General features: G+C 71.0%; 22 protein-coding genes. 10 read left to right on the top strand and 12 right to left on the bottom strand.

Translation table 11 applies throughout. The features are described from left to right. Entirely contained in the window at positions 1-567 is a 567-nt protein-coding gene (locus ACFQQL_RS03565) for a tripartite tricarboxylate transporter TctB family protein (RefSeq protein WP_382391322.1), read from the bottom strand. Next, positions 564-1604, bottom strand: coding sequence for a tripartite tricarboxylate transporter substrate binding protein (locus ACFQQL_RS03560; RefSeq protein ID WP_382391320.1), 1041 nt, complete (start codon positions 1602-1604; stop codon positions 564-566). Before ACFQQL_RS03560 ends, ACFQQL_RS03565 begins: the two co-directional genes overlap by 4 nt. A 162-nt stretch (positions 1605-1766) precedes the next feature. Between ACFQQL_RS03560 and ACFQQL_RS03555 the strand changes: the two genes are divergently transcribed. Further along, a complete protein-coding gene (locus tag ACFQQL_RS03555; RefSeq protein ID WP_382391318.1) occupies positions 1767-2750 on the top strand; it encodes a 2-hydroxyacid dehydrogenase in 984 nt (327 codons plus the stop codon). A gap of 84 nt (positions 2751-2834) precedes the next feature. Here ACFQQL_RS03555 and ACFQQL_RS03550 read toward each other — a convergent pair whose 3' ends face one another. The 4 genes from ACFQQL_RS03550 to ACFQQL_RS03535 all read right to left on the bottom strand — a co-directional run bounded on the left by ACFQQL_RS03550 (position 2835) and on the right by ACFQQL_RS03535 (position 7951). Next, positions 2835-4244, bottom strand: a complete 1410-nt coding sequence (locus tag ACFQQL_RS03550; protein ID WP_382391316.1) for an ABC transporter substrate-binding protein — start codon at positions 4242-4244, stop codon at positions 2835-2837. A gap of 79 nt (positions 4245-4323) precedes the next feature. Further along, entirely contained in the window at positions 4324-5184 is an 861-nt protein-coding gene (locus ACFQQL_RS03545; protein WP_382391314.1) for a carbohydrate ABC transporter permease, read from the bottom strand. Further along, complete coding sequence (locus ACFQQL_RS03540) at positions 5181-6158, bottom strand: carbohydrate ABC transporter permease (protein ID WP_382391312.1); 978 nt, start codon at positions 6156-6158, stop codon at positions 5181-5183. Before ACFQQL_RS03540 ends, ACFQQL_RS03545 begins: the two co-directional genes overlap by 4 nt. Before the next feature lie 68 nt (positions 6159-6226). Then, positions 6227-7951, bottom strand: a complete 1725-nt coding sequence (locus tag ACFQQL_RS03535) for a GH39 family glycosyl hydrolase (RefSeq protein ID WP_382391310.1) — start codon at positions 7949-7951, stop codon at positions 6227-6229. Positions 7952-8098: 147 nt separating this feature from the next. Here ACFQQL_RS03535 and ACFQQL_RS03530 point away from each other — a divergent pair, with 147 nt between their 5' ends. Further along, complete coding sequence (locus tag ACFQQL_RS03530) at positions 8099-8797, top strand: GntR family transcriptional regulator (RefSeq protein ID WP_382391308.1); 699 nt, start codon at positions 8099-8101, stop codon at positions 8795-8797. 83 nt (positions 8798-8880) lie between these two features. On the opposite strand, the gene ACFQQL_RS03525 is transcribed toward ACFQQL_RS03530, so the two are convergent. From ACFQQL_RS03525 to ACFQQL_RS03510, 4 genes are all read right to left on the bottom strand, one after another. Then, the gene (locus tag ACFQQL_RS03525; protein WP_382391306.1) at positions 8881-9663 is read right to left on the bottom strand and encodes an SDR family NAD(P)-dependent oxidoreductase; all 783 of its coding nucleotides are present in this window, start codon (positions 9661-9663) and stop codon (positions 8881-8883) included. A gap of 11 nt (positions 9664-9674) precedes the next feature. Next, positions 9675-11093 carry a GntP family permease gene (locus ACFQQL_RS03520; protein ID WP_382393774.1) on the bottom strand — a complete coding sequence of 473 codons (1419 nt, stop codon included), beginning with the start codon at positions 11091-11093 and terminating at the stop codon, positions 9675-9677. Between the two features lie 67 nt (positions 11094-11160). Further along, positions 11161-12135, bottom strand: a complete 975-nt coding sequence (locus tag ACFQQL_RS03515) for a 3-hydroxyacyl-CoA dehydrogenase family protein (protein ID WP_382391304.1) — start codon at positions 12133-12135, stop codon at positions 11161-11163. Positions 12136-12211: 76 nt separating this feature from the next. Then, the gene (locus tag ACFQQL_RS03510) at positions 12212-13132 is read right to left on the bottom strand and encodes a sugar phosphate isomerase/epimerase family protein (protein WP_382391302.1); all 921 of its coding nucleotides are present in this window, start codon (positions 13130-13132) and stop codon (positions 12212-12214) included. Positions 13133-13326: 194 nt separating this feature from the next. On the opposite strand from ACFQQL_RS03510, the gene ACFQQL_RS03505 reads away from it, so the two are divergent. Genes ACFQQL_RS03505 through ACFQQL_RS03485 form a run of 5 tightly spaced genes read left to right on the top strand, consistent with a single transcriptional unit; the run spans position 13327 to position 19023 of the window. Beyond that, positions 13327-15036, top strand: a complete 1710-nt coding sequence (locus ACFQQL_RS03505) for a dihydroxyacetone kinase family protein (protein ID WP_382391300.1) — start codon at positions 13327-13329, stop codon at positions 15034-15036. 17 nt (positions 15037-15053) lie between these two features. Beyond that, on the top strand, positions 15054-15512 hold the full coding sequence (locus tag ACFQQL_RS03500; protein WP_382391298.1) for a ribose-5-phosphate isomerase: 459 nt from the start codon (positions 15054-15056) through the stop codon (positions 15510-15512). A 1-nt stretch (position 15513) separates the two neighbouring features. Then, a complete protein-coding gene (locus tag ACFQQL_RS03495) occupies positions 15514-16278 on the top strand; it encodes a triose-phosphate isomerase (protein ID WP_382391296.1) in 765 nt (254 codons plus the stop codon). Continuing rightward, positions 16275-17540 (top strand): MFS transporter, encoded by a 1266-nt coding sequence (locus ACFQQL_RS03490; protein ID WP_382391294.1) that lies wholly within the window; start codon positions 16275-16277, stop codon positions 17538-17540. The genes ACFQQL_RS03495 and ACFQQL_RS03490 overlap by 4 nt, the downstream gene beginning before the upstream one ends. Before the next feature lie 43 nt (positions 17541-17583). Next, positions 17584-19023 carry an HNH endonuclease signature motif containing protein gene (locus tag ACFQQL_RS03485; protein ID WP_382391292.1) on the top strand — a complete coding sequence of 480 codons (1440 nt, stop codon included), beginning with the start codon at positions 17584-17586 and terminating at the stop codon, positions 19021-19023. Between the two features lie 27 nt (positions 19024-19050). On the opposite strand, the gene ACFQQL_RS03480 is transcribed toward ACFQQL_RS03485, so the two are convergent. Further along, positions 19051-19821 carry an SDR family NAD(P)-dependent oxidoreductase gene (locus ACFQQL_RS03480; RefSeq protein ID WP_382391290.1) on the bottom strand — a complete coding sequence of 257 codons (771 nt, stop codon included), beginning with the start codon at positions 19819-19821 and terminating at the stop codon, positions 19051-19053. A 98-nt stretch (positions 19822-19919) separates the two neighbouring features. After that, the gene (locus tag ACFQQL_RS03475; RefSeq protein ID WP_382391288.1) at positions 19920-20642 is read right to left on the bottom strand and encodes a GntR family transcriptional regulator; all 723 of its coding nucleotides are present in this window, start codon (positions 20640-20642) and stop codon (positions 19920-19922) included. A 94-nt stretch (positions 20643-20736) separates the two neighbouring features. Between ACFQQL_RS03475 and ACFQQL_RS03470 the strand changes: the two genes are divergently transcribed. From ACFQQL_RS03470 to ACFQQL_RS03460, 3 genes are read left to right on the top strand one after another with little or no spacing between them, the layout of a single operon-like run. Beyond that, entirely contained in the window at positions 20737-21531 is a 795-nt protein-coding gene (locus ACFQQL_RS03470; RefSeq protein WP_382391286.1) for a transporter substrate-binding domain-containing protein, read from the top strand. Positions 21532-21542: 11 nt separating this feature from the next. Continuing rightward, the gene (locus tag ACFQQL_RS03465; protein ID WP_382391284.1) at positions 21543-22328 is read left to right on the top strand and encodes an amino acid ABC transporter permease; all 786 of its coding nucleotides are present in this window, start codon (positions 21543-21545) and stop codon (positions 22326-22328) included. Beyond that, the gene (locus ACFQQL_RS03460; RefSeq protein WP_382391282.1) at positions 22325-23092 is read left to right on the top strand and encodes an amino acid ABC transporter ATP-binding protein; all 768 of its coding nucleotides are present in this window, start codon (positions 22325-22327) and stop codon (positions 23090-23092) included. Before ACFQQL_RS03465 ends, ACFQQL_RS03460 begins: the two co-directional genes overlap by 4 nt. Positions 23093-23099 lie beyond the last annotated feature (7 nt).

Raw genomic sequence — 23099 nt, 5'->3', positions numbered from 1 at the left:
TCACCACCCCACCAGGCCGTCGGGGAGCTGGACGAGCAGCCCGAGCTCGAAGACCGCGTACAGCAGCGCGGTGGCGCACGCCGCGGTGACGAGGGCGACGACGACTCGGCTGCGCAGCACGAGCATGATCGCGGCGAGGATGACGAACATCGTCAGGAGGAACCCGAGCGTCTCCGCCACCAGGAGGTAGAAGACGATCGAGCCGAGCACCACACCGGCGTTGAGCCACCGAGCGCGCTCGCTGGTGGCCAGGGTGGTCCGGACCGCACCCTCGGTCTGCTCCGGCGCCGTCGCGTCCTCCTCCGCCGGCACCTCCTGCTGCGGTGCCGCGGCCGCCCGTCCCCGGCGTGCCTCGAGCACCGCCTTGAGGACCAGGGCGAGGCCGAACAGGACGGCGAAGCCCCCGATGATGGCCGGGAAGAGACCCGGGCCGGGCAGGCCCTCGTACTCGGGCATGGACAGTGCGTACGGGATCACGGCGAGACCACCGACGACCGCCGCGGCCCCGACGTACAGGTCGGACCGGGCGATCGGCCGGCGGCCGTCCGCGCCGTGCTCAGGGCTCAATTCGCCAGGCCCGCCGCTTCCATGACCTCGCCCTTGGCGGCGTCGTCCTCGGCCATCAGGCGCGCGAACTCCTCGGCGCCGGCGTACCGCACACCGAGGCCGCTGTCCGCCATGAAGTCGGTGAACTCCTGCGAGGCGGTGATCTCCTCCAGGTGGCACTCGAGCTCGGCGACGGCGTTCTCCTCCATCCCGGCCGGGCCCGCGATGCCGCGCCAGACGCCCATCTCGTACTCGACGCCGGTCTCCTCCGCGAGCGTGGGGACGTCCGGGAAGTTGGGGTCGGGCTCGTTGCCCATGACGGCCAGCGCCCGCGCCTGCCCGGACTCGATCATCGACTTGTTCTCACCGAGGGAGGAGGTGGTGAGGTCGATGCCGCCGGCCACGAGCTCCTGCAGCGCCGGGGCGGCGCCGTCGGAGGGCACGAAGTTCACGGCGTCCGGCTCGAGGCCCGCCTCGAGCAGCATGCCGATGAGGGCGAGGTGCCAGATGCCGCCCTGACCCGTGCCGGAGCTGACCACGTCGCCCGGGTTCGCCTCGATGTGGTCCAGGAGGTCCTGGGCGTTCTGCCACTCGCTGTCGGCCGCCACGGTCAGTCCCGCCGGGTCCGCGTTGACCTGGGAGATCGCCGTGAGGTCCTCGTGGGTGAGGTCGGTGAGGCCCTGCCAGTGCATCATCCCGATCTCGACCGTCACCAGTCCGAGGGTCTGCCCGTCGGCCGGGGCGTCGGCCATGGCCTGGTGCCCCACCACGCCGCTGCCGCCGGTGCGGTTGACGACGTTGACCTGCGTGCCCAGCGCCTCGCCGAGCTGCTCGCCGACGAGCCGGGCGACCCCGTCGGTGCCGCCGCCGGCGGCCCAGGGCACGATGAGCTCGATGGGGCCGCTGGGGTACTCGGGCGCGACGTCGCAGGGACCCTCACCGCCGCCCGCGGCATCGTCTCCCCCGCCGGAGCCCGAGCATGCGGCGAGGACGAGGGACGCCGCCGAAGCCGCCGCCACCGCCGTGAGCCTCCGTGTCCTCGTGCCGGTGTGCTTCATGCCGCTCCTCACATCGTCGTGTGCGTCGTCACCCGTCCGCCCCGTCCGGATCGCTGGTCATCCTGCTGGCCCGCACGAGGCGGGTCAACGTGGTCCGGCCGTAGCTCGAGCAGGAGCCTATATCCTGTCACGCAGATTGTCCGCGAGCGCCGAAGGCCGAGGATGCCCCGTACCGAGCAGACCACCCCCGACGTCCTCCTGCCCGCTCCCGGCGACGGCTTCCTGGTGCCGGCTTGCGCCGACCTCCGCGTGCTGCGGCTCTGGGAGGAGCCAGACCCCGAGGAGGCGCTGGCGCGGTACGGCGCCGGAATCCGGGCGCTGGCCAACCCCGGCGAGCACCCGGTGACGGCGGACCTGATGGACCGCCTGCCGAACCTCGGGCTCATCGCGCAGGTCGGCGTGGGCTACGACTCCGTCGACGTCGAGGCGGCCGTGCGCCGCGGCGTGCTGGTCACCAACGTCGCCGGCTCCAACGACGAGGAGGTCGCCGACACCGCGTTCGGCCTGCTGCTCATGACCGTCCGGCAGCTCGCCCGCGCCGAGGCGCACCTGCGCAGCGGCCGCTGGGCCACCGACGGGCCGTACCCGCTGACCGCCATGAGCCTGCGGGGACGCACCCTGGGCGTGCTCGGCATGGGCAAGATCGGACGGGCGGTGGCCCGGCGCGCCGAGGCCTTCGGGATGCCCGTCGCATACCACACCCGTACCCGCAGGGACGTGCCGTACCGGTACCTGCCCGGCCCGGCCGAGCTGGCCGCGGCGGTGGACGTGCTGGTCGTCGCGATCCCCGGTGGCGCGGCCACCCGTCATCTGGTGGACGCCGCCGTCCTCCAGGCGCTCGGGCCGGACGGCGTCCTGGTGAACGTGGCCCGCGGGTCGGTGGTCGACGAGCCGGCGCTCGTGAGCGCACTGCGCTCCGGCACCCTCGGGGCCGCCGGGCTGGACGTCTTCGAGGACGAGCCGAACGTCCCGCCGGAGCTGCTCGCACTGGACAACGCGGTGCTGCTGCCGCACGTCGGCTCCGCCACGGTCCCCACGCGACGCGCCATGGCCGAGCTCGCCGCGAGCAACATCCGTGCCTGGCTCGAGCGGCACGAGGTGCTGACACCGGTCGCCGAGGTCGCCGAGCTGCTCAACCGGGACTGAACCCACGCCCGCGAAGGCTCTCACCCCAGCGCGTGGGCGACTCCCGACCCCACGCGCGTGGGCCGCAGCATTGCCGGGCCGGTCTCAGTACGTGTAGTCCTCGCCCCGTACCCAGTCCGGGAACTCCCAGTCGGCACGCGAGACGTCGGCCCCCGCACCATTGGCCTTCGCGATGGCGGCATCGAGGTCGCGGTCGAAGATGTCGTTGAGCCGGACGAGCTCGGTGTGCAGGTCGTCGACGTCGCCCCCGAGGTAGCCCTGGACGATGTCCCCGAGGTGCGGTGCCACGGGCATGGAGTTGGCGAGTGCCTCTGTGACGGCGACGTTGCGCACCTCCGGTTCAGGTGCCCGGAAGACGCGGTTCTTGAAGTCCTGGGCCAGCCACGCGTACGGCTCGATCACTTCGGCCTGGGCGACGAGGTCGAGGTTCATTGGCGGCTGGTCCATGGCTTCGGCCAGGGCACGCTGGTAGTCGTCCTGGGTGAACGTCTCGACCAGCCGGCCCGCGGCCTCCGGATGGGACGTGCTCCCGGCGACGAACCAGGTCGCTGCCGGCGCGCCGCGGGTGATGACGAGCTCCTCGCCTTCCGGGGTCAGCTCTCCCGACACCGCCATCTTGGGCAGGAACGACTCGTTGAGCGCGCGCACGCCACCCGGCGCCCACGGGCCGTCGATGAAGAATCCGATCTCTCCTGCTGCCCACCGGCCGCGCGCATCGGGAACCTGCAGCGAGCTGGTCCCCGGTAGCAGCCACCCGGAGTCCGAGATCTCCTTGAACAGCTCGATCGCGTTGACATAGGCGTCGTGCGTGAAGTCGAACTCGCCCGTGTCGAACCGCAGGCCCTCGTAGCCGGGGAAGCCGCCAGCCTGGGCCAGATCGTCGATCTGATCACGCATGCGGTCGCTGTCGCCGAGGGCGAGGGTCATCGGGGCGTACGTGCCGTGGTCCGCGATCGCCCGCAGAGCGGACCGAAACTCGTCATAGCTCTGTGGCCCTTCGAAGCCGACTTCCTCGGCGATCTCGGAGTTGTACCAGGTGCAGGCCCAGTACTGCCGGTCGGACAGTACGGGCAGGCCGTAGACATTGCCGTCGAGCACGGTGACGCCGTCGACGAAGGAACCCTCGGGCAGCCGGGAGCGCGCCTCGTCGGAAAGGTCGATGGGCGTCAGCCATCCTGCTTCCGCGAGGGCGGACAGCGGCAGCCCCAGGATGTTCGAGTAGATGTCTGGGAGCTGGTTGCTCTGGTTGGCGAGCTGGAGCGCCTCGGTGGCCCGGGCGGGATCGTTGTAGCTGTACGTGACTCGCACCCCGATCCGGTCGCTGTAGGTGGCCGCCCACTCGGTGTGCAGGTCCTGAAGACCGCCGAAATGGTCCCACCACTGCAGACCTCTGCCGCCGGTCGAGGCATCGGGGTCGAAGCACGAGGCGACGAGCCCTGCGACGGTGGCAGCCCCGAGCCCACCCAGGAACCGCCGTCGTGACACGGCACTCATCCGGCACACCTCCTCGCGACTCGCACCTCCACCGGCCCGACCGGGTCGACGGGACGGGCACTGTCGACTGTCGCTGCTGTCATGACTTGACCGCCCCGGCGATGCCCTCGACGAAGTACCGCTGCATGAAGACGAAGAGCACCACGATCGGCACGATCGAGATCACGCCCGCCGCGGCCATGCCTGACCAGTCTGTGGAGTTCTCGCCGACGAACGCCTGCATGCCGACGCTCACGGTGCGGAGTGCGGGGTTCGACAGTGAGAACACGAGCGGGAGGAAGAACGCGTTCCAAGTGAAGAGGAACGTGAGGATCGAGACCGTGGCCGTCACGGGCATCGACAGCGGCAGCATGATCTGGACGAACGTCCGCCAGAAGCTGGCGCCGTCGACGATCGAGGCCTCCTCGAGCTCCTTGGGCAGGCCACGGAAGTAGCCGGCGTAGATGAGGATCGACGCCACGTTCGACGCGCCGGCGAGCGCGAGGATCATCCCGCCGAGGTTCTCCATCAGACCCAGCTCGAGCGAGAGCTTGACCACCGGGATGATCGTGTAGCCGGTCGGCACGAAGACGGTCGCGATAAGGATGCCGATGACGAGGCGCGACCCGGGAAAGCGATAGCGTCCCAGGACGTAGCCGGCCAGGGCGCACCGCACCACGACGATGACGGTCGTCGCCACGGTGACGATCACGGTGTTGAGCAGGTACTGGTCGAAGCTTCCGTCCACCCACGCGCGTGCGTAGTTCTCCCATCGCAACGTCTCGGGTACGAGGTCGAGCCCGCCGGCAAAGATCTCGCCCGACGACTTGAGCGACGCCGAGACCATCCAGATGAAGGGAAAGACCCACAGGAACCCCGCGGCCAACAGGACGGCGGCGACGACCCACCAGACCGTCCGTCGTTGGGGCCGGTTCTTCCAACGACTCGCGGAGATGCTCATACCGTTCCCCTCCGCATCCGGCGCGATGCTGCCGTCGCCCACGCCTGGAAGGCAACGACAACGAGCACGAGCAGGCCGAACAAGACAGCCGCCGCGGACGCGAATCCGAGCTGCGGGATCGTGGCGGCGAACGCCCAGCGATAGATGTAGATCTCGATGATCTCCGTGCTGTAGTACGGGCCTCCGGCTGTCATCGACTGCATGAGGTCGAAGGCGTGGAAGCAGTCCTCGACGGTGAGCACGGTGATGATGAGCAGGAAGGGCAGCAGCATCGGGAGCGTGATGTGCTGGAAGATCTGGTGCGCACGTGCGCCGTCGATCCGCGCCGCCTCGTACAGGTCCTGAGGGATGGTCTGCAGAGCCGCCAGCCAGTAGATCATCGTGATGCCGAAGAACTTCCAGACATAGACCAGCGCGGCCGTCAGGAGGGCGGTCGAGGAGGACCCGAGGAGGTCGATCGGCCCCAGCCCGAGCACCTCGGCGACCGCCGCAGTGGGCCCGCTCGCAGGATCCAGGATGAAGCGCATGACAACTCCCACGATCGCCGTCGTCGTCACGACAGGCAGGAAGTAAGCCGTGCGGAAGAAGGCCGAGAACGGCAACCGCGGGGAGTTCAGCAGCATCGCGAGGAGGAACGCCCCGAACACCCGCAGAGGCGTCACAATGAGCATGAAGACGATCGTGATCCGCACGGCGGACCAAAACATCGGGTCAGCGACCACCTCCCGGTAGTTGCTGATGCCGACGAAGGTCTGCTCGTCGCTGAACCCGTTCCACTCGACGAGGGAGTACCAGTAGCTCGCCGCGATCGGGTAGAGCGTGTACAGGCCGTAGAGGACGATCGTCGGGAGCAGGAACGCGTAGATCCACAGGTTCCGCCGCCGCAGCCGGGCGCGGTACGCCGGGCGTAGCTCCGGGCTGGAGCGCTGCGGTACGCCGGGCCGGACTGCGGCCGTGAGCGCGTCGCTCGTCATCGAGGACTCTCCTGTCAGCGAATCTGGCTGAGGATGAAGGGGCTGCTCGAGTGACCCGCGAGCCGGTCTCAGGTCACGGGCTCGAGAACCAGCAAGGAAACGGCCGGCAGCGGCAGAGACACGGTGAGGTCGAGCGCGCCGCCGGTGGCGTGGACGGCGCGCGGAGGCTCGAGCTCTTCTAGGCCCTGGCGTGCACGGATCGCCACCAGGTCTTCGTCCGTCGGCAGCTGCGGCGACCCGAGATCGGTCCAGACCGTGTGGGCGTTGCTGTGTGCGGCGTCGATGCGCCAGTGGCTGAGCCGGTACTCCCCGCCGGTCAGTCCGACGACGTGCACGACGGCCTCGGCCTCGACGTCGTCGCGCTGGTACTGGTCGTCGGTGTGGCGCCAGACGAGCACGCCCACCTGGCCCGACGGCGTCCCGCCTGCCAGCACGTCGATCTCCTCGGGCATGCTCCGCCCGCGGGCGTCGTCGAGATCGGCGACGTCGTAGGCGACGTCGGACGCGGCGTCGAGACGTCTCTCTCCGAGCCGCGCGAGTGCCCGGTAGGCGTTCAGCAGGGGCTTCTCGATCCCACCGGCGGTGAGGAAGGCACGCGTGCCCTCGAAGTACCGCTCGCCCTCGAAGTAGAAGCTCCACGAGGTCGCGTGCTCGACCTGGACGTCCTCCCTGTCGTTGAGGTCGAGCAGCTTCTTCATCAGCTTGACCTGGAAGACCGGGAAGTACTCGGTGTTCTGGAACTGGAAGTTCGCGTTGTCGTAAACGCTGTAGTGCGCCGGGACACCGGCGTCGCACTCGTCCACGATGGCGGGCAGGTCCCGGTACTCCTCGAACTCCGCGATGACGCGGAGCATGCGGCGAACCTCGAACAACATCTTGGTCGCCGACGGGTTCTGCTTCTCCGGCGCCGGACCTCCGGTCGGGCCGTACACCCGCCACGGCGTGAACGCCGATCCCTTCGTGTGGAATGAGACGAAGTCGATCGGGTCTTCTCGCTCCCGGGTGTGCCGGAGGAAGCCGCGCAGGAACTCGACCCCGGCGCCCGTCACCGCGGGACCGCCGACCTTCGCGTCGGGGATGACGCCCCGGACGGCGCGGGCCGTCACCGAGTACAGCTCGTAGAACTCCTCGGGGGTGCCGCGCCAGTAGAAGATGTCGGGCTCATTCCACAGCTCCCAGAGCCAGGTTCGCACTTCCTCGGCCCCGTACCGCTCGAGGCAGTGCAGGGCGTGCGCGGCGACCAGATCGCCCCAACGGCCGTAGTCCCGAGGCGGGTAGGCCCACGCGCCGGCCTCGTAGCCGCTGTAGACGGTCGGGCTCGGCACGACCTCGAGCTCCGCAGCCTGGTCAGGGAGCAGGTCGCGCGGAGTGAACGCCAACTCGACCAGGACGTGGTGGCCCGCCTCGACGATCGCGTCATAGGCACGGTCCACCAGGGTGAAGTCGTACGCGGCACGGCCGGACGCATCTTCGTGGTAGACGTTCCCGTTACCCCAGTGCGGGATGGCGAAACCTGTGCCCGAGCAGAACACGTAGTGCGGCCTGACATGAAACCCGTGCGTGGTCAGCTCACCGAAGGTGCCGAGCAGGTCGCGGCCGGTCCTCGTGTAGGTCCAGTTGAACTCGTCGTAGCCGATGCTCTCCCAGATCCGGGCAAGCGGACCGCGGTCCTTGCCAGCGTTCACGCGGATCTCGGCCCGTCGTACGTGCGGTGCGTCGGGGTTGCTCGGTGCCGATCGCGGGAATGCCGCCGTGTCCGCGCCGATACCGGGATTGACCTGTGTGGTGTTCACGTCGTCGTGCGCCTCTTCGTGACTCGTCCTCGATGACCGGTCGGCGCCAACGTACGAGGGTGATTGCAGATCGTCAACCATATAGGCTTCGAACGGCTGACATCATGCGGCGAGGCATGCGCAGAGAACGCCTGAGGGAGGAGCGCAGTGACGACGGTCTTCGGCGGAATGCCCCCCAGGGTCACTCTGAGCGAGCACGTTGTTCGAATCCTCCGCGAGAAGATCGCCCACGGCGAGCTGAGGCCTGGCCAACACCTGCGCGAGGCGGAGCTGGCCGAATCGCTCGACGTCAGCCGCGGGCCGGTCCGTGAGGCGCTCGCCCTGCTGGAGGCGGAGGGTCAGGTCGAGATCCGCCGACACCGCGGAGCGTTCGTCAGCGTCCTGACCAAGGAGGACGTCGAAGAGGTCCACACGCTCCGCGCGGCGATCGAGGCCCTTGCCGGCGAGCGCGCGGCCACGCGACTCACCGAGGCGCACCTGGCGGAGCTGGATCGGGTCCTCAAGGCCATGAAGAACACGTCCGCCGCAGTAGAGCCGCAGGAAGCGGTGCGCCTGGACCTCGCGTTCCACGACGTCATCTACGACGCGGCGGACCACGTGCGGCTGCGTCGCGTCTGGACGTCGATCCGCAGCCAGGTCTCGTTCTTCCTCATCACCCGGAACGTCAACTTCCCGGACTTCCCCATGGTGGGGTTCCCTGAGCACCACGAGCTGCGCACGGTCCTGGCCGAGCACGACCCGGCCGCCGCACGTGCCGCCGTCGAGAAGCACATGAGCGGGGCCTACACCCGGCTCCGGCAGCTCGAGCTGCCCACGCGGGCGGCCGTTCGTGCCCCACACGCGTGAGCGAACGCTCCCGCCCCACCGCGTGACCCGTCGTTCGCGCAGAAGACATGCCGCCAGGTACCGCCACCCGGACCGGCGGGCCGTCACCCGATCCGCAGGCCGCCGTTGATGTTGTAGGTCGCGCCGGTGATGTATCCGGCCTCCGGGCCCAGCAGGTGCTCCACGAGGGCGGCGACCTCCTCGGTACGCCCGACGCGCCCGACGGGCAGGGACCGGACGAAGCCCGGGAGCCGCTCGTGCGTGATGGGCCCGCCCATGATGTCGGTGTCGATGGTGGCCGGCGCGATGACGTTCACGGTCACCCCGTGCGGCGCGAGCTCGAGCGCGGCCGCGCGGCTCATACCCTCGATCGCGCCCTTGGAGGCGGCGTAGGAGGACTTGCTGTAGTTGCCGCCGCCGTTCTGCGCCGCGGTCGAGGAGAACGTCACGATCCGGCCGAGACCGCGCTCGACCATCCCGGGCGCGACCCGGCGGGTCACGACGAACGTGCCGGTCGCGTTGGTGCGCAGCACCTCCTCCCACCGGCTGAGGGTGAGGTCGAGGAAGGGTGTCGGGTCGCTGATGCCGGCGGCGTTCGCGAGCCCGACGACGGGTGGCAGCTCTCGCTCGACCCGGCCGATCGCCTCGTCGACGGCCCGCTCGTCGGCGACGTCGACCGCGAGGCCGAGCGCCGCGACACCGTGCTCCCCGGCGACGGCGGAGGCGAGCGAGCCGGCGCGGTCGCCGTCCAGGTCGAGCACCGCGACCGCCCAGCCCCCGGCGGCCAGCCGGCGCACCAGGGCACGTCCGATGCCGCGGTCCGAGGCGCCACCGGTGACCACGGCGGTCCGTTCGGCCGGGAAGGGTGGGACGTCGTCGTCGGTCATGTGTCCTCGTCTCAGGCGGCGATCGCGTACACGACCCAGCTCAGCGCGAACGCCATGAAGCCGATCGCGGTGCCCACCACCGTCCACGTCTTCAGCGTGGTGACGGTGTCGAACCCGCAGAACCGGCCGATGAGCCAGAAGCCGGAGTCGTTGACGTGGGAGAAGGTGATGGAGCCCGCCACGATGGCGACCACGATCGCTGCCAGACCGACGCCGGAGAGTCCGAGCTCGGCGACGGCGGGGGCCATGATCGAGCCGGACGTGGTGGCGGCGACGGTCGCCGAGCCCTGGGCCACGCGGAAGGCGATGGCCACGAGGAAGCCGGCGAGGATGACCGGCAGCCCCATCGCGTCGAGGCCCTCGGCGATCATCGAGCCGATCCCGGTGGCGGTGAGCACCTCACCGAACGCGCCGCCCGCACCGGTGATGAGGATGATCGAGCAGACGGGCGCGAGCGCCTTGTCGACGAGGTCCTCGAGCACGCCGGAGAGCGAGCGGCCGCCTCGGGGCCGCACGTAGAGCAACCACATGGCCACCAGGGCGGAGACGAGCAGCGCGATCGGGGTGGCGCCGACGAGCTCGGAGAGCCGGAAGAACGCGTTGCCCTCGGCGAGCGAGCCGGTCTGGACCAGCGTGTCGAGCAGGGTGTTGAAGAAGATGAGCACCAGCGGCAGCAGCAGGCACAGGACGACCGTGCCGAAGGCGGGCCGCTCGCTCTCGTCGGTCACCTCCGGCTCACCGAGCAGGTTCGGCACCGGCAGGTTCGGGTACCGCCGGGCGATGACGAGGCTGAGCCGGTAGCCGGCGAGGTACCAGGTCGGCAGGCCGACCAGCAGCGCCACCAGCACCACGAGACCGATGTCCGCGCCCATGACCGAGGCCGCCGCGGTCGGTCCAGGGTGCGGCGGCGTCAGCGCGTGCATCATGAGGAACGCGCCGATGGAGGGCAGCACGTAGAGCATGAACGAGCCGCCGAGCCGCCGGGCCACCGTGTAGATGATGGGCAGCATGACGATGAACCCGGCGTCGAGGAAGATCGGGAACGCGTAGAACAGCGACGCGACGGCGAGCGCAAGCGGCGCCTTCTTCTCGCCGAAGGTGGCGAGCATCTTGTCCGCCAGCACCTGCGCACCGCCGGACACCTCGACCAGGCGTCCGAGGACGGCGCCGAACCCGACCAGCAGCGCGACCTCTCCGACTGTCGAGGAGAATCCGTCGACGACGACCGTCACCACGTCCGCGACGCCGATCCCCGCAGCCAGCGCCGTCAGCAGGCTGACCACGATGAGGGAGAAGAAGGCGTGCAGACGCACCTTGATGATGAGGAACAGGAGGACCGCGATCGCCACGACCGCGATCGCGACGAGGAGTCCGTCCGGACGCTCGGCCAGGGTGATCTCGCCCTCGGCGGACAGGAGCATGCCGTTCATGCCGTTCATGAATCGCCCTTGATCGTCGGGAGGCCGGCCCGGGCGGCCCGGCCTCGTGGGTGGTGGGTCAGCCCTGCGGGTCGGCCTTGGGAGCGGGACCGAGCTCGCGCAGCAGCTCGCCCATCCGGGAGTACGCCTTGTTCCGGTAGGCGATCAGCGCGTCCTTGGTGGCCTCGTCGAAGTCACCGGTCAGGCCCTTGCCGTTCTTGACGCCCTTGCGGTCTGCGGCGACGGCCTCGGAGATCATCGCCGGGGTGGCGAGCCGCTCGCCGAAGGCCTCCTCGAAGGTCCGGAAGCAGTTCTCGTACACGTCCAGGCCGGCCTGGTCGGCGATGGCGAACGGGCCGAAGAAGCCCAGGCGGAAGCCGAACGTCGTGCGCACGATCGTGTCGACGTCCTCCACGGTGGCCACACCCTCCTCGACGACGGAGGTGGCCTCCTTCAGCAGCGCGTACTGGAGGCGGTTGAGGACCATGCCCGGGGTGTCGGCGACCTGGGCACCCTCGCGGCCCGCGCTGGCCAGCAGGTCCTTCACGGCGTCGATGACGTCCTGGGTGGTGGCCTCGCCGGCGACCAGCTCCACGCCCGGGATGAACGGCGCCGGGTTGGAGAAGTGGACGGTGAGGAACCGCTCCGGGTTCGTCACGGCCGGCGCGAGCACGTGCACCGGGATGGTCGAGGTGTTGGTGCCGATGATCGCGTCGGGGCGGGCGTGCGCGCAGATCTGCGCGAGGACGTCACGCTTGACGTCCGGGCGCTCGAAGACGGCCTCCTCGATGAAGTCGACGTCCGCGACGGCCTCGGCGAGCGTCCGGCCGGCAGCGAGGTTGCCGCGGATCTTCTCGGTCGAGCCGGGCTCGTACAGGCCCTGGTCCTCGAAGTCCTGCGCCTCGGCCAGCAGCCGCTCGAGGCCGGTCAGCGACGCCTGGACGTCGACGTCGACGATCTCGACCTTCCGGCCGGCGAGCGCCAGCGACTGGGCGATGCCGCCGCCCATGTAGCCGGCACCGACGATGGTGACGGTGGAAATGGTCCTGCTCATGTGCGGATCTCCTCGTGGTCCTGGCCGCACCGGGCACGGTGCGGCGGGCATCGGCCGGCGCGGCCGGGGGATGTGCTCAGCGCAGCGCGGAGGTGAGCACCTGGCGGATGTAGTCCCTGTTCTCGGCGCACACGCCGATGGAGTCGCTGCCGTAGTGCTCGCAGCAGAACGGGCCGGAGTAGCCGAGCTCGAGGGCGCGGCGGATGACGTTGCGGTAGTTGATGACGCCGTACTTCAGCGGCATCGGCGCGGAGGCGTACGAGCCGGTCTGTGGGTCCTCGTCGCGCATGTAGTTCTTGATGTGCCAGAAGTTCGAGTACGGCAGGACCTTCTCGAACATCTCGGTGTAGGGCGGCATCGGCCGGTGCAGCCGCACGAGGTTCCCGAGGTCGGGGTTGAGGCCGACGGCGGGGTGGTCGACGTCGGTGACGAAGGCGACCGCGTCCTCGGGCGTCCCGACGTAGGTGTCCTCGTACATCTCGAGGCTCAGCTGCAGGCCGTTGCGCTCGGCGTGGTCGCCCAGCTCGCGGACCCGCTCGATGGCGAGCGGCCGCAGCTCGGGGTCGTCGACGTGGCCGTCGGCGAGCCAGAACCACAGGGCCTTCTGCTGCGCCGGGGTGAGCGCCTGCATGAAGCCGGTGTTGACTACGGTGGCCCCGAACTCCGGGGCGAGGTCCATGAGGCGGTGCGCGATGCGGAGGTTCTCCTCGCCCTCCTTCAGGTCGACGACGCTGCTACGGGTCATCGAGATGGAGGAGACCGCCAGGCCCTCGTCGGCGAGGACCTGCTGGAACTCCTTGACCCGGGCGTCGGAGAGCTTGCCGAGCGGCACCCACGCGTCGGTCGGGTCGATGTGGTCGAAGCCGAGCTCGCGGACCTGCCGCATCTGGCCGGCCCACACCGAGGCCGGCGCGTCCTCGATGGGCGTCCCGTCGGGCGCGGTGTTGCCGAACGAGAGCATGTTGCAGGCGATCGGCCAGCTGTCAGCGGTGAACATCCGCGTCCTCCAGGTGCCTCGGAAGTGCCTATACGATATTGGACGATGGTGACGGTACGTCAAAGCGGCCCCGGTCCGCACGGACGCCGTCGGTGCGGGGCGAGACGGACTCGTCGGGGACTACCGTCGTCATCGACGCGACACTGGCCCACCGCGCCGGGCGGACTGCCGGCCGAGGAGACCGAGGAACGACGATGACCTACCTGATCAACAATCCCGCCGAGTTCGCCGCCGACGCCCTGCGCGGGTTCGCCGCCGCACACCCGCAGTACGTGACCGCGGTGCACGGCGGCGTGGTGCGCTCCACCGAGACCCCGCCCGGGCAGCCGGCGCTCGTCATCGGCGGAGGCTCCGGCCACTACCCGGCGTTCGCCGGGTGGGTCGGCCCGGGCATCGGGCACGGCGCCCCGTGCGGGAACATCTTCTCCTCACCGTCGGGCTCCCAGGTGTACTCGGTGGCCCGCAACGCCGAGAACGGCGGCGGAGTGATCCTCGGCTTCGGCAACTACGCCGGCGACGTGCTGCACTTCGGCGCCGCGGCGGAGAAGCTGCGCGCCGAGGGCGTGGACGTGCGCATCGTGATGGTCAGCGACGACATCGCCTCCAACACGCCGGACAAGCATCGCGACCGGCGCGGCATCGCCGGTGACCTGCCGGTGTTCAAGATCGCCGGCGCGGCCATCGAGGCCGGGGCGGACATCGACGAGGCCGAGCGGGTGGCGTGGAAGGCGAACGACGCGACCCGCTCGTTCGGGCTCGCCTTCGACGGGTGCACCCTGCCGGGCGCCGACGAGCCGCTCTTCCACGTCGAGGAGGGCCAGATGGCGATCGGGCTCGGGATCCACGGCGAGCCGGGCGTCCAGGACGTCCCCATGGGCCGCGCCGACGAGGTCGCCGACCTGCTCTTCGACGGGATCATGAAGGAGGCGCCGGCCGAACGCTCCGGACGCGTCGCGGTGCTGCTCAACGGGCTCGGCACGGTCAAGTACGAGGAGCTGTTCGTGGTCTACGCCCGCGTCGCGGACCGGCTCCGCGAGGCCGGCCTGACCCCCGTGCGGCCCGAGGTCGGCGAGTTCGTCACCAGCCTCGACATGGCGGGCCTGTCGCTCACCGTCGTCTTCCTCGACGAGGAGCTCGAGCGGCACTGGCTCGCCCCCGCGGACACGCCCGCGTTCCGCCGTGGCGAGGTGCCCGGCGAGCGCGCGCCACGCACCGACGTCTACGAGCCCGGCGAGGAGGCCGTCCCGCCGGCCTCGGACGCCTCGCGCGAGCTGGCCGGCCGACTCGTGGAGGTCCTGGACCTCTTCGAGCGGACCTGCACCGACAACGAGCAGGAGCTCGGCCGCCTCGACGCGGTCGCGGGCGACGGCGACCACGGGCAGGGCATGTGCGCCGGCTCCCGCGGTGGCACCGCGGCCGCGCACCGGGCGCTGGAGCGCGGCGCCGGGGCGCGCACCGTCCTCGTGCACGCCGGGACCGCGTGGTCGGAGTCGGCGGGCGGGACCTCCGGGGCCCTGTGGGGTGCGGCGCTGACCGCCGCCGGGGGCGCGTTCGACGACGAGTCCGGCTCCGACGACGCCCGGACCGTCGCCGCGCTGGTCGCGGGTGTCGACGCCGTCCGCCGGCTGGGCGGCGCCCAGGTGGGCGACAAGACGATGGTCGATGCGGCGGTGCCCTTCGTGGAGACCCTCCGGGCCGAGTACGACCGCACGGGCGACCTGGCCGCCGCGACGTCCGCCGCGGCGCGCGCCGCCCGCGAGGCCGCCGACAAGACGGCCGACCTGACGGCCCGCCTGGGTCGCTCGCGCGTGCTGGGTGCCAAGAGCGTCGGCACGCCGGACCCGGGGGCGCTGTCGTTCTCGCTGCTGATGGAGGCCCTCGGGGGCCACCTCGGCAGCCGCTGACCGAGAGGAAGGAAGACATGGGACTGCGCATCGTCGTCGGCGGGGACAACGCCGGCTACAACTACAAGGAAGCGCTCAAGAAGGACCTCGAGGCGGACGAGCGGGTCGATGAGGTGCTGGACGTCGGGGTCACCGGCACCGAGGACGGCACCTACTACCCGAACGTCGCCATCGCCGCGGCCGAGAAGGTCGCCGCCGGCGAGGCCGACCGGGCGCTGCTGATCTGCGGCACCGGCCTCGGAGTGGCCATCTCGGCCAACAAGGTCAAGGGCGTCCGGGCCGTCACCGCGCACGACATCTACTCCGTGCAGCGCTCGGTGCTGTCCAACAACGCGCAGGTGCTGTGCATGGGCGAGCGGGTCGTCGGTCTCGAGCTCGCCCGGGTCCTCGCCAAGGAGTGGCTCTCCCTCGAGTTCGACCCCACCTCGAGCTCGGGGCCCAAGGTGGACGCGATCTGCGCCTACGAGGACGCGTGAGGTGACCACCCGCTGGGTCGGCACCAGCTGGAAGATGACCAAGACCCTCGCCGAGGCCCGGGACTACGCGGCGGGACTCGCCGAGGCGCTCGCCGAGCGTCCCGAGCTGACTCGCGACGTCCAGCCTTTCGTCATCCCGCCGCACACGGCGCTGACGACCGTGCGGGACACCCTCGCCCAGACTCCGGGCGGCTCCGCCGTCGTGCTCGGGGCGCAGAACGCGCACTGGGAGGACGCCGGCGCGTGGACCGGTGAGATCTCGGTGCCGCAGGTCGCCGACGCCGGGGCGCGCCTGGTCGAGATCGGCCACTCCGAGCGCCGGGAGCACTTCGCCGAGACGGTGCAGTCCACGGGGCTGAAGGTCCGCGCCGCCCTGCGTCACGGGCTGCTGGCGCTGCTGTGCGTCGGGGAGCCGGAGGAGGTGCGCGCGGCGGGCGGCTCGACCACGTTCATCCTCGACCAGGCGCGCGGGGCGCTGGACGGCCTGGACGACGCCGCGCTGGGTGAGGTCCTGCTCGCGTACGAGCCGATCTGGGCCATCGGCGAGCACGGCCGGCCCGCGAGCCCCGAAGAGCTCGCCGGCCCGTTCGCCGCCCTGCAGGAGGAGTACGGCGGCCGCGTGCGCGCCGTGCTGTACGGCGGCTCGGTCAACACCGACAACGCGGCCGAGCTCCTCGCGGTCCCGGGGGTGGACGGCCTGTTCGTCGGCCGCGCCGCGTGGGAGTTCCAGGGCCTGGTCCGGCTCCTGCAGATCGCCGCCGCGTGACGGCACCGAGGGCCGCGACCGAGACGTGGCGGGCGCTCGCGGTGTGGGCGGTCGGGCTGGCCGCCTACGTCGTGGCAGTCACCGGCCGCACCTCCCTCGGCGTCGCCGGGCTCGAGGCGGTCGACCGGTTCGGGATCAGCGCCTCGGTGCTGGCGACGTTCTCGGTGGTCCAGCTCGGCGTCTACGCGGCCGCGCAGATCCCGGCCGGCATGCTGCTGGACCGGCTGGGTAGCCGCACGCTCATCGCGTCCGGGGCGCTGGTCCTCGCCGTCGGGCAGCTGCTGCTCGCGGCCGCGGAGACGGTGCCGGTCGCCCTCTGCGCCCGCCTGCTCATCGGCCTGGGCGACGCGATGACGCTCATCTCGGTGCTCCGCCTCGTCGTCGCCTGGTTCCCCTCGCGCCGGGTGCCGCTGCTCACGCAGCTGACTGCGATGCTGGGCCAGCTCGGCCAGGTCGTGTCCGCGCTGCCGTTCGCCGTGCTGCTGCGTACCGAGGGCTGGGCGCCGGCCTTCGCGACGCTGGGCGGCTCGGGCGTGCTGGTGGCCGTGCTGGTGATCGCCGCCGTGCGCGACCGACCGGCCGAGCGCGGCCGCACGCCCGAGGTGCCAGGCAGCCGCGGCGGGGTGGTCTCGGTGCTGCGGCGGCCCGAGTCCTGGCAGGGCTTCTTCGCCCACCTGCTGACCCTGTTCCCCGCGAACTCCTTCCTCTTCCTGTGGGGCATGCCGTTCCTGACCGTCGGACAGGGCCTGCCGGCAACCGTGGCCGGCGCGCTGATCAGCGCCACGGTGGTGGTCGGCTTCGTCGTCGGGCCGACCGTGGGCGTGCTGACGGGCCGGTTCCCGCACCGCCGGGTGGTGATCGTGCTGGCCACCGTCACGTGCTCGACGCTGGCGTGGTGCAGCGTGCTGCTCCCGTCCGGGCCGCGGCCCCTGTGGCAGCTGGCGCTGCTCATGCTCGCCGTCGGCGCCGGCGTGGCGACCTGCTCCATCGGCTTCGACTTCCCTCGCACAGCGCTGCCGCCGCAGGACCTCGGCACGGCGACGGGCATGGTGAACGTCGGCGGCTACTCCGGTTCGCTGCTGGCGGTGCTGCTCATGGGACTGGTGCTGGACGTCCTGGCGCCGTCCGGCGACTTCGGGCTCGCCGACCTGCGGATGGCATTCGCCGCCCAGGGCTTCCTGCTGGCGCTGGGCCTGGTGGGGCTCGCCGTCGCGCTGCGGGCGGGGCGGCGGCGAGCTGCCACGCCGTCCACAGCCGCCTGAGCGCGGGCAGCCGATGTCGGACCTCTCGCCTAGTGTCATACGCATGTTCGAGACGGAGTGTGGCGGGCCCGGCGACGAGGCCGGCGACGAGGCGGCTCACCGTGCTGCCCAGCTGCCCGACGATCACGGGCTTCTGGACGCCACCGCTCGCCGGCTCGAGGCCCTACCCGGAGGCATCGAGCTCGCTCGGGAGCTCTTCGCGCTCGACGTGGCCGACGTCTCGGACCAGGCCCTCATCGAGGTCATCGCCGGATTCGAACGGGTCGCCTCGGCCGCCGTCGCGAGGCAGAACCATGCCCTCTCCGAGCTCCTGGCGCGTCGCGGCTCCTCCAGCCGCGCGTTCGACGCCGTGGTCGACGAGCTGCGCGCGCGGTTGTCGATCACCGGCCGGGCCGCCGAGACCAAGGTCGGCCTGGCGGCCGCCTGCGAGTCCTACCCGGAGGTGGCCGACGCCCTCGCCGTCGGACCGATCGACGTGCGCCGGGCAACCGTGCTGACCGAGAGACAACCCGGGGTGAGCGAGACCGAGCATCGGGAGCTGACTCGGGACCTGCTCGACGGCGACGCCGAGGAGCGCACGGCACCGCAGCTGAAGGCCGACGTGCGCCGTCACGCGCTCACGGTCAGTCCGGAGGCCGGGGCCCTGCGGCGAGAGGCCGAGTACGCCGCCCGGCACGTCGAGGTCGAACCACTGGCGGACGCCATGGCCCGGGTCACCGCATACCTCCGCGCCGACGACGCGCGGACCGTGAAGTCGTGCCTCGACCGGCTCGCGGACGCGGCCCGTACCGACACGGACACGCGCACGGTCGACCAGCGGCGTGCCGACGTGTTCGTCGGGTTGTTCTCCGGCGCCCACGAGGCCGGCACCGACGCCGGACGGACCGCCGCGAGCGGTGGAGCCGGTCGGTCCGCACGGGCCCAGGTGCACGTGACGATCGGTGCCGACACGCTGCTCGGGCTGGACGACGAACCCGCGGAGATGGACGGGTACGGGCCGATCCCGGCCGATCTGGCGCGCCGGATCGCTCAGGACGCGACCTGGCGTGGCCTGTTCACCGATGCGAACGGCGAATTCGTCGCGCTGGGCACGAAGGCCTACCGTCCGGGCGTGGTCCTCTCCCGTACCGTGCGCGCCCGGGACGTGCGGTGCACGTTCCCCGGCTGCCGTCAGCCGGCGGTGTTCTGCGACCTGGACCATCTCGACGCCTACGACGCCACCGACGCCGACGCGCGCGTGCAGACCACCGAGGTCAACCTCCATCCGCTGTGCCGAAGGCATCACAACCTCAAGACCCGGGGCATATGGACGGTCCGCCGCGAAGACCCGGGGAGGACCTGGATCGCCCCGACCGCGCACCGCTATACCCGGCGTCCCGACCCGCCGCTGGGGACCCGACGCAGGAAGGGAGCGCCGCGCGGACGCACCGGCGGCGGACCGGAACCTCGGGCCGACGCCGACGACACCGGGCCAGCCCGCTAGCCGGGAGGCTCCGGCCAGGACCCGGGGTCAGTGCATGTACTTGCCGCCGTCGATCTGGTGGGTGGCACCCGAGATGAACCCGGCGCGCTCGGAGAGCAGGAAGGCCACCAGCGCGGCGACCTCCTCCGGCTGGCCGACCCGGGCGACGGGAATGCCGGCTGCCATGTCGGCCTTGCGCTCCTCGGTCAGGGTGCCGCCCATGATGTCCGTGTCGATCGGCCCGGGAGCGACGGCGTTGACCGTGATGCCGTACGGCCCGAGCTCGCGGGCGGCGCCCCGGGTCAGGCCCAGCACCGCCGCCTTGGCGGCGGCGTAGGCGCCCTTGGAGAACGTCCCTCCGCCGTCGAACGCGGTGATCGAGGAGGTGTTGACGATCCGACCGACGCCCACCTCGCGCATCCGGGTGGCCGCCGCCTGCAGCATGAGGAACGAACCGGTCGCGTTGACCGCCATGACCCGGTCCCAGTCCTCCGGGCTGAGGTCCAGCAGCGGTACCGGCGAGGGGATCCCGGCCAGGTTGACCAGGCCGACGACGGGCGGCAGCTGCTCGTCGACGGCCCGGAAGACGTCACGCACCGACTCCGGCGAGGCGACGTCGGCCGGCACGGCGACGGCCCTGGTGCCCTGGTCGACGAGCTCCCCGCAGACCTCACGCAGACCGTCCTCGTCGCGGTCCACGAGGGCGAGCGACCACCCGTCGGTGGCGAGCGCGCGGGCCACGGCGCGGCCGATGCCGCGCCGCCCTCCCGCGCCGGTGACGACGGCGGTCCGGGCATCGGGCAGGCGGGTGGAGGTCAACGGTGCTCCTCGGGTCGGTGGGCGGTGGCGTGAGCCGTCCGCGGGCATCGATCCTATAGGATCCGGCCCCGTTCGGCAGCCGTCCGGGTATTGGCGCCTCAGGTCGTCGCGGGGGCGTCGCTCAGGGTCCGCTCCCGCACGCCGAGGATGTGGGCGTGCATGGCGGACGCGACCGCCTCGGTGTCGCCGGACTCCATGGCCTCGAGGACCCGGGCGTGCTCCGCGATCGCGACCTCGGCGTCGATGTGCTGATGCTCGACGAACTGCCGCAGGCGCTGGCCGTGGATGGAGATGTGCCGGGCCATCTCGACGAAGAAGGTGTTGTCCGTGGCCCGGAAGATGGCGTCGTGGAAGGCGCGGTCGGCCGCGAGGTACGCGCTCAGGTCCCGTACCGGGGCGTCCTGGTCCAGGTCCGTGACGCGCGCGAGCGCCTCGGCGTGGCCCCGCTGGACCTCCAGCACCCGCCGCAGCTCGGGCGCCAGACGCTCCCGGTTCGGGACCGCGTGGCGGGCCGCGCCCACCTCCAGCAGCAGCCGCGCGTCGAAGAGCTGCTCCATGACCTCACGGGACATCGGCGGTGCCACCCGGTAGCCGCGCAGTGCCGTTCGCGTGACGAGCCCGGTGGACTCCAGCTGCACCAGGGCCTCGCGCACCGGCGTGGGCGAGACGCCGAGCTGCGCCGAGACCGGGTCGATGCCGAGCGTCTCCCCCGGCCCGAAGTGGCCGTCGACGAGCATCTCGAGCAGCGCGTCGTACACCTCGTCACGCAGGACCCTCCGCTCGGGCCGGATCGTCCGAGGAAGGGCCGCGCTCTGTGACATAGGACAAGCCTACGTCCCTGGGTTTCACACCCGGGCAACAGTTGCGTGATGCTATGGGGGCCCGCAGCCCGATCCGCTCGCCCGGAGGCACACGATGATCCGCCCGATCCGCACCGCCGTCGCCCTGGCCGGTGCCGCAACCCTGCTCGCCGCCTGCGGCGGCGAGTCCGAAGGTGGTGGCTCGGAGTACGAGCTCGTGGCGCCGGGCACCCTGACGGCCTGCTCCGACGTGCCCTACCCGCCGTTCGAGGTCGAGGACTCCGAGGCGCCGAGCGGCTACAGCGGCTTCGACATCGACCTGCTCCAGGCGATCGCCGAGAACCTCGAGCTCGAGCTCGTGGTCCAGGACACTGGCTTCGACGCCCTCCAGTCCGGGACGGCGCTCGCCGCCGGCCAGTGCGACATCGGCGCGTCGGCCATCACCATCACCCCGGAGCGGCAGCAGAACCTCGACTTCACCGACCCGTACTACAACTCGCTGCAGTCACTGCTGGTGCCGGCCGACTCCGACATCGAGAGCATCGACGACCTCGCCGGCCACACGGTGGGCGTCCAGCAGGGCACCACCGGCCAGACGTACGCCGAGGAGAACGCCCCCGAGGGCACCGAGTTCCTCGCGCTGCCGTCCGACGGCGAGCTGTGGCCCGCGCTGCAGGCCGGCCAGATCGACGCGATCCTGCAGGACCTGCCGGTCAACGACCAGCATCAGCAGGACGACGACGGCTACGAGATCGTCGAGCAGTACGAGACCGACGAGCAGTACGGCTTCGCGCTCGCCAAGGACCTCAACCCCCAGCTGCGCGAGGCGATCAACGCCGAGCTCGCCGCGCTGCGCGAGAACGGCACCTACGACGAGATCTACAACTCCTACTTCCCCGAGAACGGCTGATCGGCCCTCTCATGCGCAGGTCCACCAGGAAACGGCTCGTCCGCTGGGTGATGTACGCGATCTTCGTGATCGCCGTCGTCCTCGTCGCCGTCTCGGCGGACTGGGCGCGCCTGCAGCAGCAGTTCTTCGACCTCGCTCTCGCCGCGGAGCAGTTCCCGGACATCATCACCGTCGCGCTGAAGAACACCCTGCTGTTCACCGTGATCGCCTTCGCCGGCGGCCTCGTGCTCGGCGTGCTCATGGCGCTGATGAAGCTGTCCTCCATCGGCCCGTACCGCTGGTTCGCGACGGCGTACATCGAGCTCTTCCGCGGCTTGCCGGCGCTGCTGACGATCTTCGCGTTCGCCTTCATCCTGCCGATCGCCTTCGGTGTCCGACTGCCCGGAGGCGCGGTCGGCGCCGGTCTGCTGGGCCTCATCGCGGTCGCATCGGCGTACATGGCGGAGGTGATCCGCGCCGGCATCGAGGCCGTGCCGAAGGGCCAGACCGAGGCGGCACGCACGCTCGGGATGTCCCCGTTCAAGACGATGCTCTGGGTGGTGCTGCCGCAGGGCTTCCGGATCACCATCCCGCCCATGACCAATGAGTTCGTCCTGCTGCTGAAGGACACCTCCCTGGTGTACATCGCCGGATCCACGATCTTCACCAAGGAGTTGACCACGTTCGCCCGGGACAGCGCGACGACGAACGCCAACGGCACCACGCTGGTCATGGCGGCGATGCTGTACCTGCTGGTCACGGTCCCGCTCACGCGACTGGTGGCGGTGCTGGAGCGGAAGATGGCGAGGGCACGATGAGTGACGCCACCCCCCAGGCCGCGACGACGGCGGACGTGCCGGCCATCGAGATCCACCAGCTCCGTAAGAGCTTCGGTGACAACGAGGTGCTGCGCGGCATCGACCTGACCATCCGGCCGGGCGAGGTGGTCTGCGTGGTCGGGCCGTCCGGCTCGGGCAAGTCGACGCTGCTGCGGTCGGTCAACGTGCTCGAGGAGCCCACCGACGGCCGGATCCTCATCGAGGGTGTCGACGTCCTCGACCCGGACGTCGACATCGACCGGGTCCGCGCCCGCATCGGCATGGTGTTCCAGCAGTTCAACCTCTTTCCCCACATGAGCGTGCTGCGTAACCTCACGATCGCGCAGGAGAAGGTCCTGAGACGCAAGGGCGCGGAGGCGAAGCAGGTCGCGCAGCAGATGCTCGACCGCGTCGGCCTCGGCGACCGCGGGACGGCCTACCCGGCGCACCTGTCCGGCGGGCAGCAGCAGCGGGTCGCCATCGCCCGGTCCCTGTGCATGAACCCGGACATGATGCTCTTCGACGAGCCGACGTCCGCGCTCGACCCGGAGCTGGTGGGCGAGGTCCTCCAGGTCATGCAGGACCTGGCCCGTGAGGGCATGACGATGATGGTCGTCACGCACGAGATGGGCTTCGCCCGCGAGGTCGGCGACCGGCTGATCTTCATGGACGGCGGGGTCATCGTCGAGGAGGGCGTGCCGGCCGAGGTGCTGGCGAACCCGCGGCAGGAGCGGACGCAGGCGTTCCTCTCCAAGGTCCTGTGAGCTGACA

The sequence above is a fragment of the Georgenia alba genome, from assembly GCF_042665525.1.
In the GTDB taxonomy this organism is placed as follows: Bacteria; Actinomycetota; Actinomycetes; order Actinomycetales; family Actinomycetaceae; genus Allobogoriella; species Allobogoriella alba.
Note: the sequence above shows the minus strand (reverse complement) of the source record. Positions and strands in the feature narration are given on the sequence as shown.

Excerpts from the sequence above, each read along its gene's own strand:
- ACFQQL_RS03560 (WP_382391320.1), bottom strand. The coding sequence starts at position 1,604 with ATGAAGCACACCGGCACGAGGACACGGAGGCTCACGGCGGTGGCGGCG.
- ACFQQL_RS03500 (WP_382391298.1), top strand. The coding sequence starts at position 15,054 with ATGGGACTGCGCATCGTCGTCGGCGGGGACAACGCCGGCTACAACTAC.
- ACFQQL_RS03555 (WP_382391318.1), top strand. The coding sequence starts at position 1,767 with ATGCCCCGTACCGAGCAGACCACCCCCGACGTCCTCCTGCCCGCTCCC.
- ACFQQL_RS03515 (WP_382391304.1), bottom strand. The coding sequence starts at position 12,135 with ATGAGCAGGACCATTTCCACCGTCACCATCGTCGGTGCCGGCTACATG.
- ACFQQL_RS03520 (WP_382393774.1), bottom strand. The coding sequence starts at position 11,093 with ATGAACGGCATGCTCCTGTCCGCCGAGGGCGAGATCACCCTGGCCGAG.
- ACFQQL_RS03475 (WP_382391288.1), bottom strand. The coding sequence starts at position 20,642 with ATGTCACAGAGCGCGGCCCTTCCTCGGACGATCCGGCCCGAGCGGAGG.
- ACFQQL_RS03540 (WP_382391312.1), bottom strand. The coding sequence starts at position 6,158 with ATGACGAGCGACGCGCTCACGGCCGCAGTCCGGCCCGGCGTACCGCAG.
- ACFQQL_RS03510 (WP_382391302.1), bottom strand. The coding sequence starts at position 13,132 with ATGTTCACCGCTGACAGCTGGCCGATCGCCTGCAACATGCTCTCGTTC.
- ACFQQL_RS03525 (WP_382391306.1), bottom strand. The coding sequence starts at position 9,663 with ATGACCGACGACGACGTCCCACCCTTCCCGGCCGAACGGACCGCCGTG.
- ACFQQL_RS03505 (WP_382391300.1), top strand. The coding sequence starts at position 13,327 with ATGACCTACCTGATCAACAATCCCGCCGAGTTCGCCGCCGACGCCCTG.
- ACFQQL_RS03545 (WP_382391314.1), bottom strand. The coding sequence starts at position 5,184 with ATGAGCATCTCCGCGAGTCGTTGGAAGAACCGGCCCCAACGACGGACG.
- ACFQQL_RS03460 (WP_382391282.1), top strand. The coding sequence starts at position 22,325 with ATGAGTGACGCCACCCCCCAGGCCGCGACGACGGCGGACGTGCCGGCC.
- ACFQQL_RS03465 (WP_382391284.1), top strand. The coding sequence starts at position 21,543 with ATGCGCAGGTCCACCAGGAAACGGCTCGTCCGCTGGGTGATGTACGCG.
- ACFQQL_RS03550 (WP_382391316.1), bottom strand. The coding sequence starts at position 4,244 with ATGAGTGCCGTGTCACGACGGCGGTTCCTGGGTGGGCTCGGGGCTGCC.
- ACFQQL_RS03485 (WP_382391292.1), top strand. The coding sequence starts at position 17,584 with ATGTTCGAGACGGAGTGTGGCGGGCCCGGCGACGAGGCCGGCGACGAG.
- ACFQQL_RS03470 (WP_382391286.1), top strand. The coding sequence starts at position 20,737 with ATGATCCGCCCGATCCGCACCGCCGTCGCCCTGGCCGGTGCCGCAACC.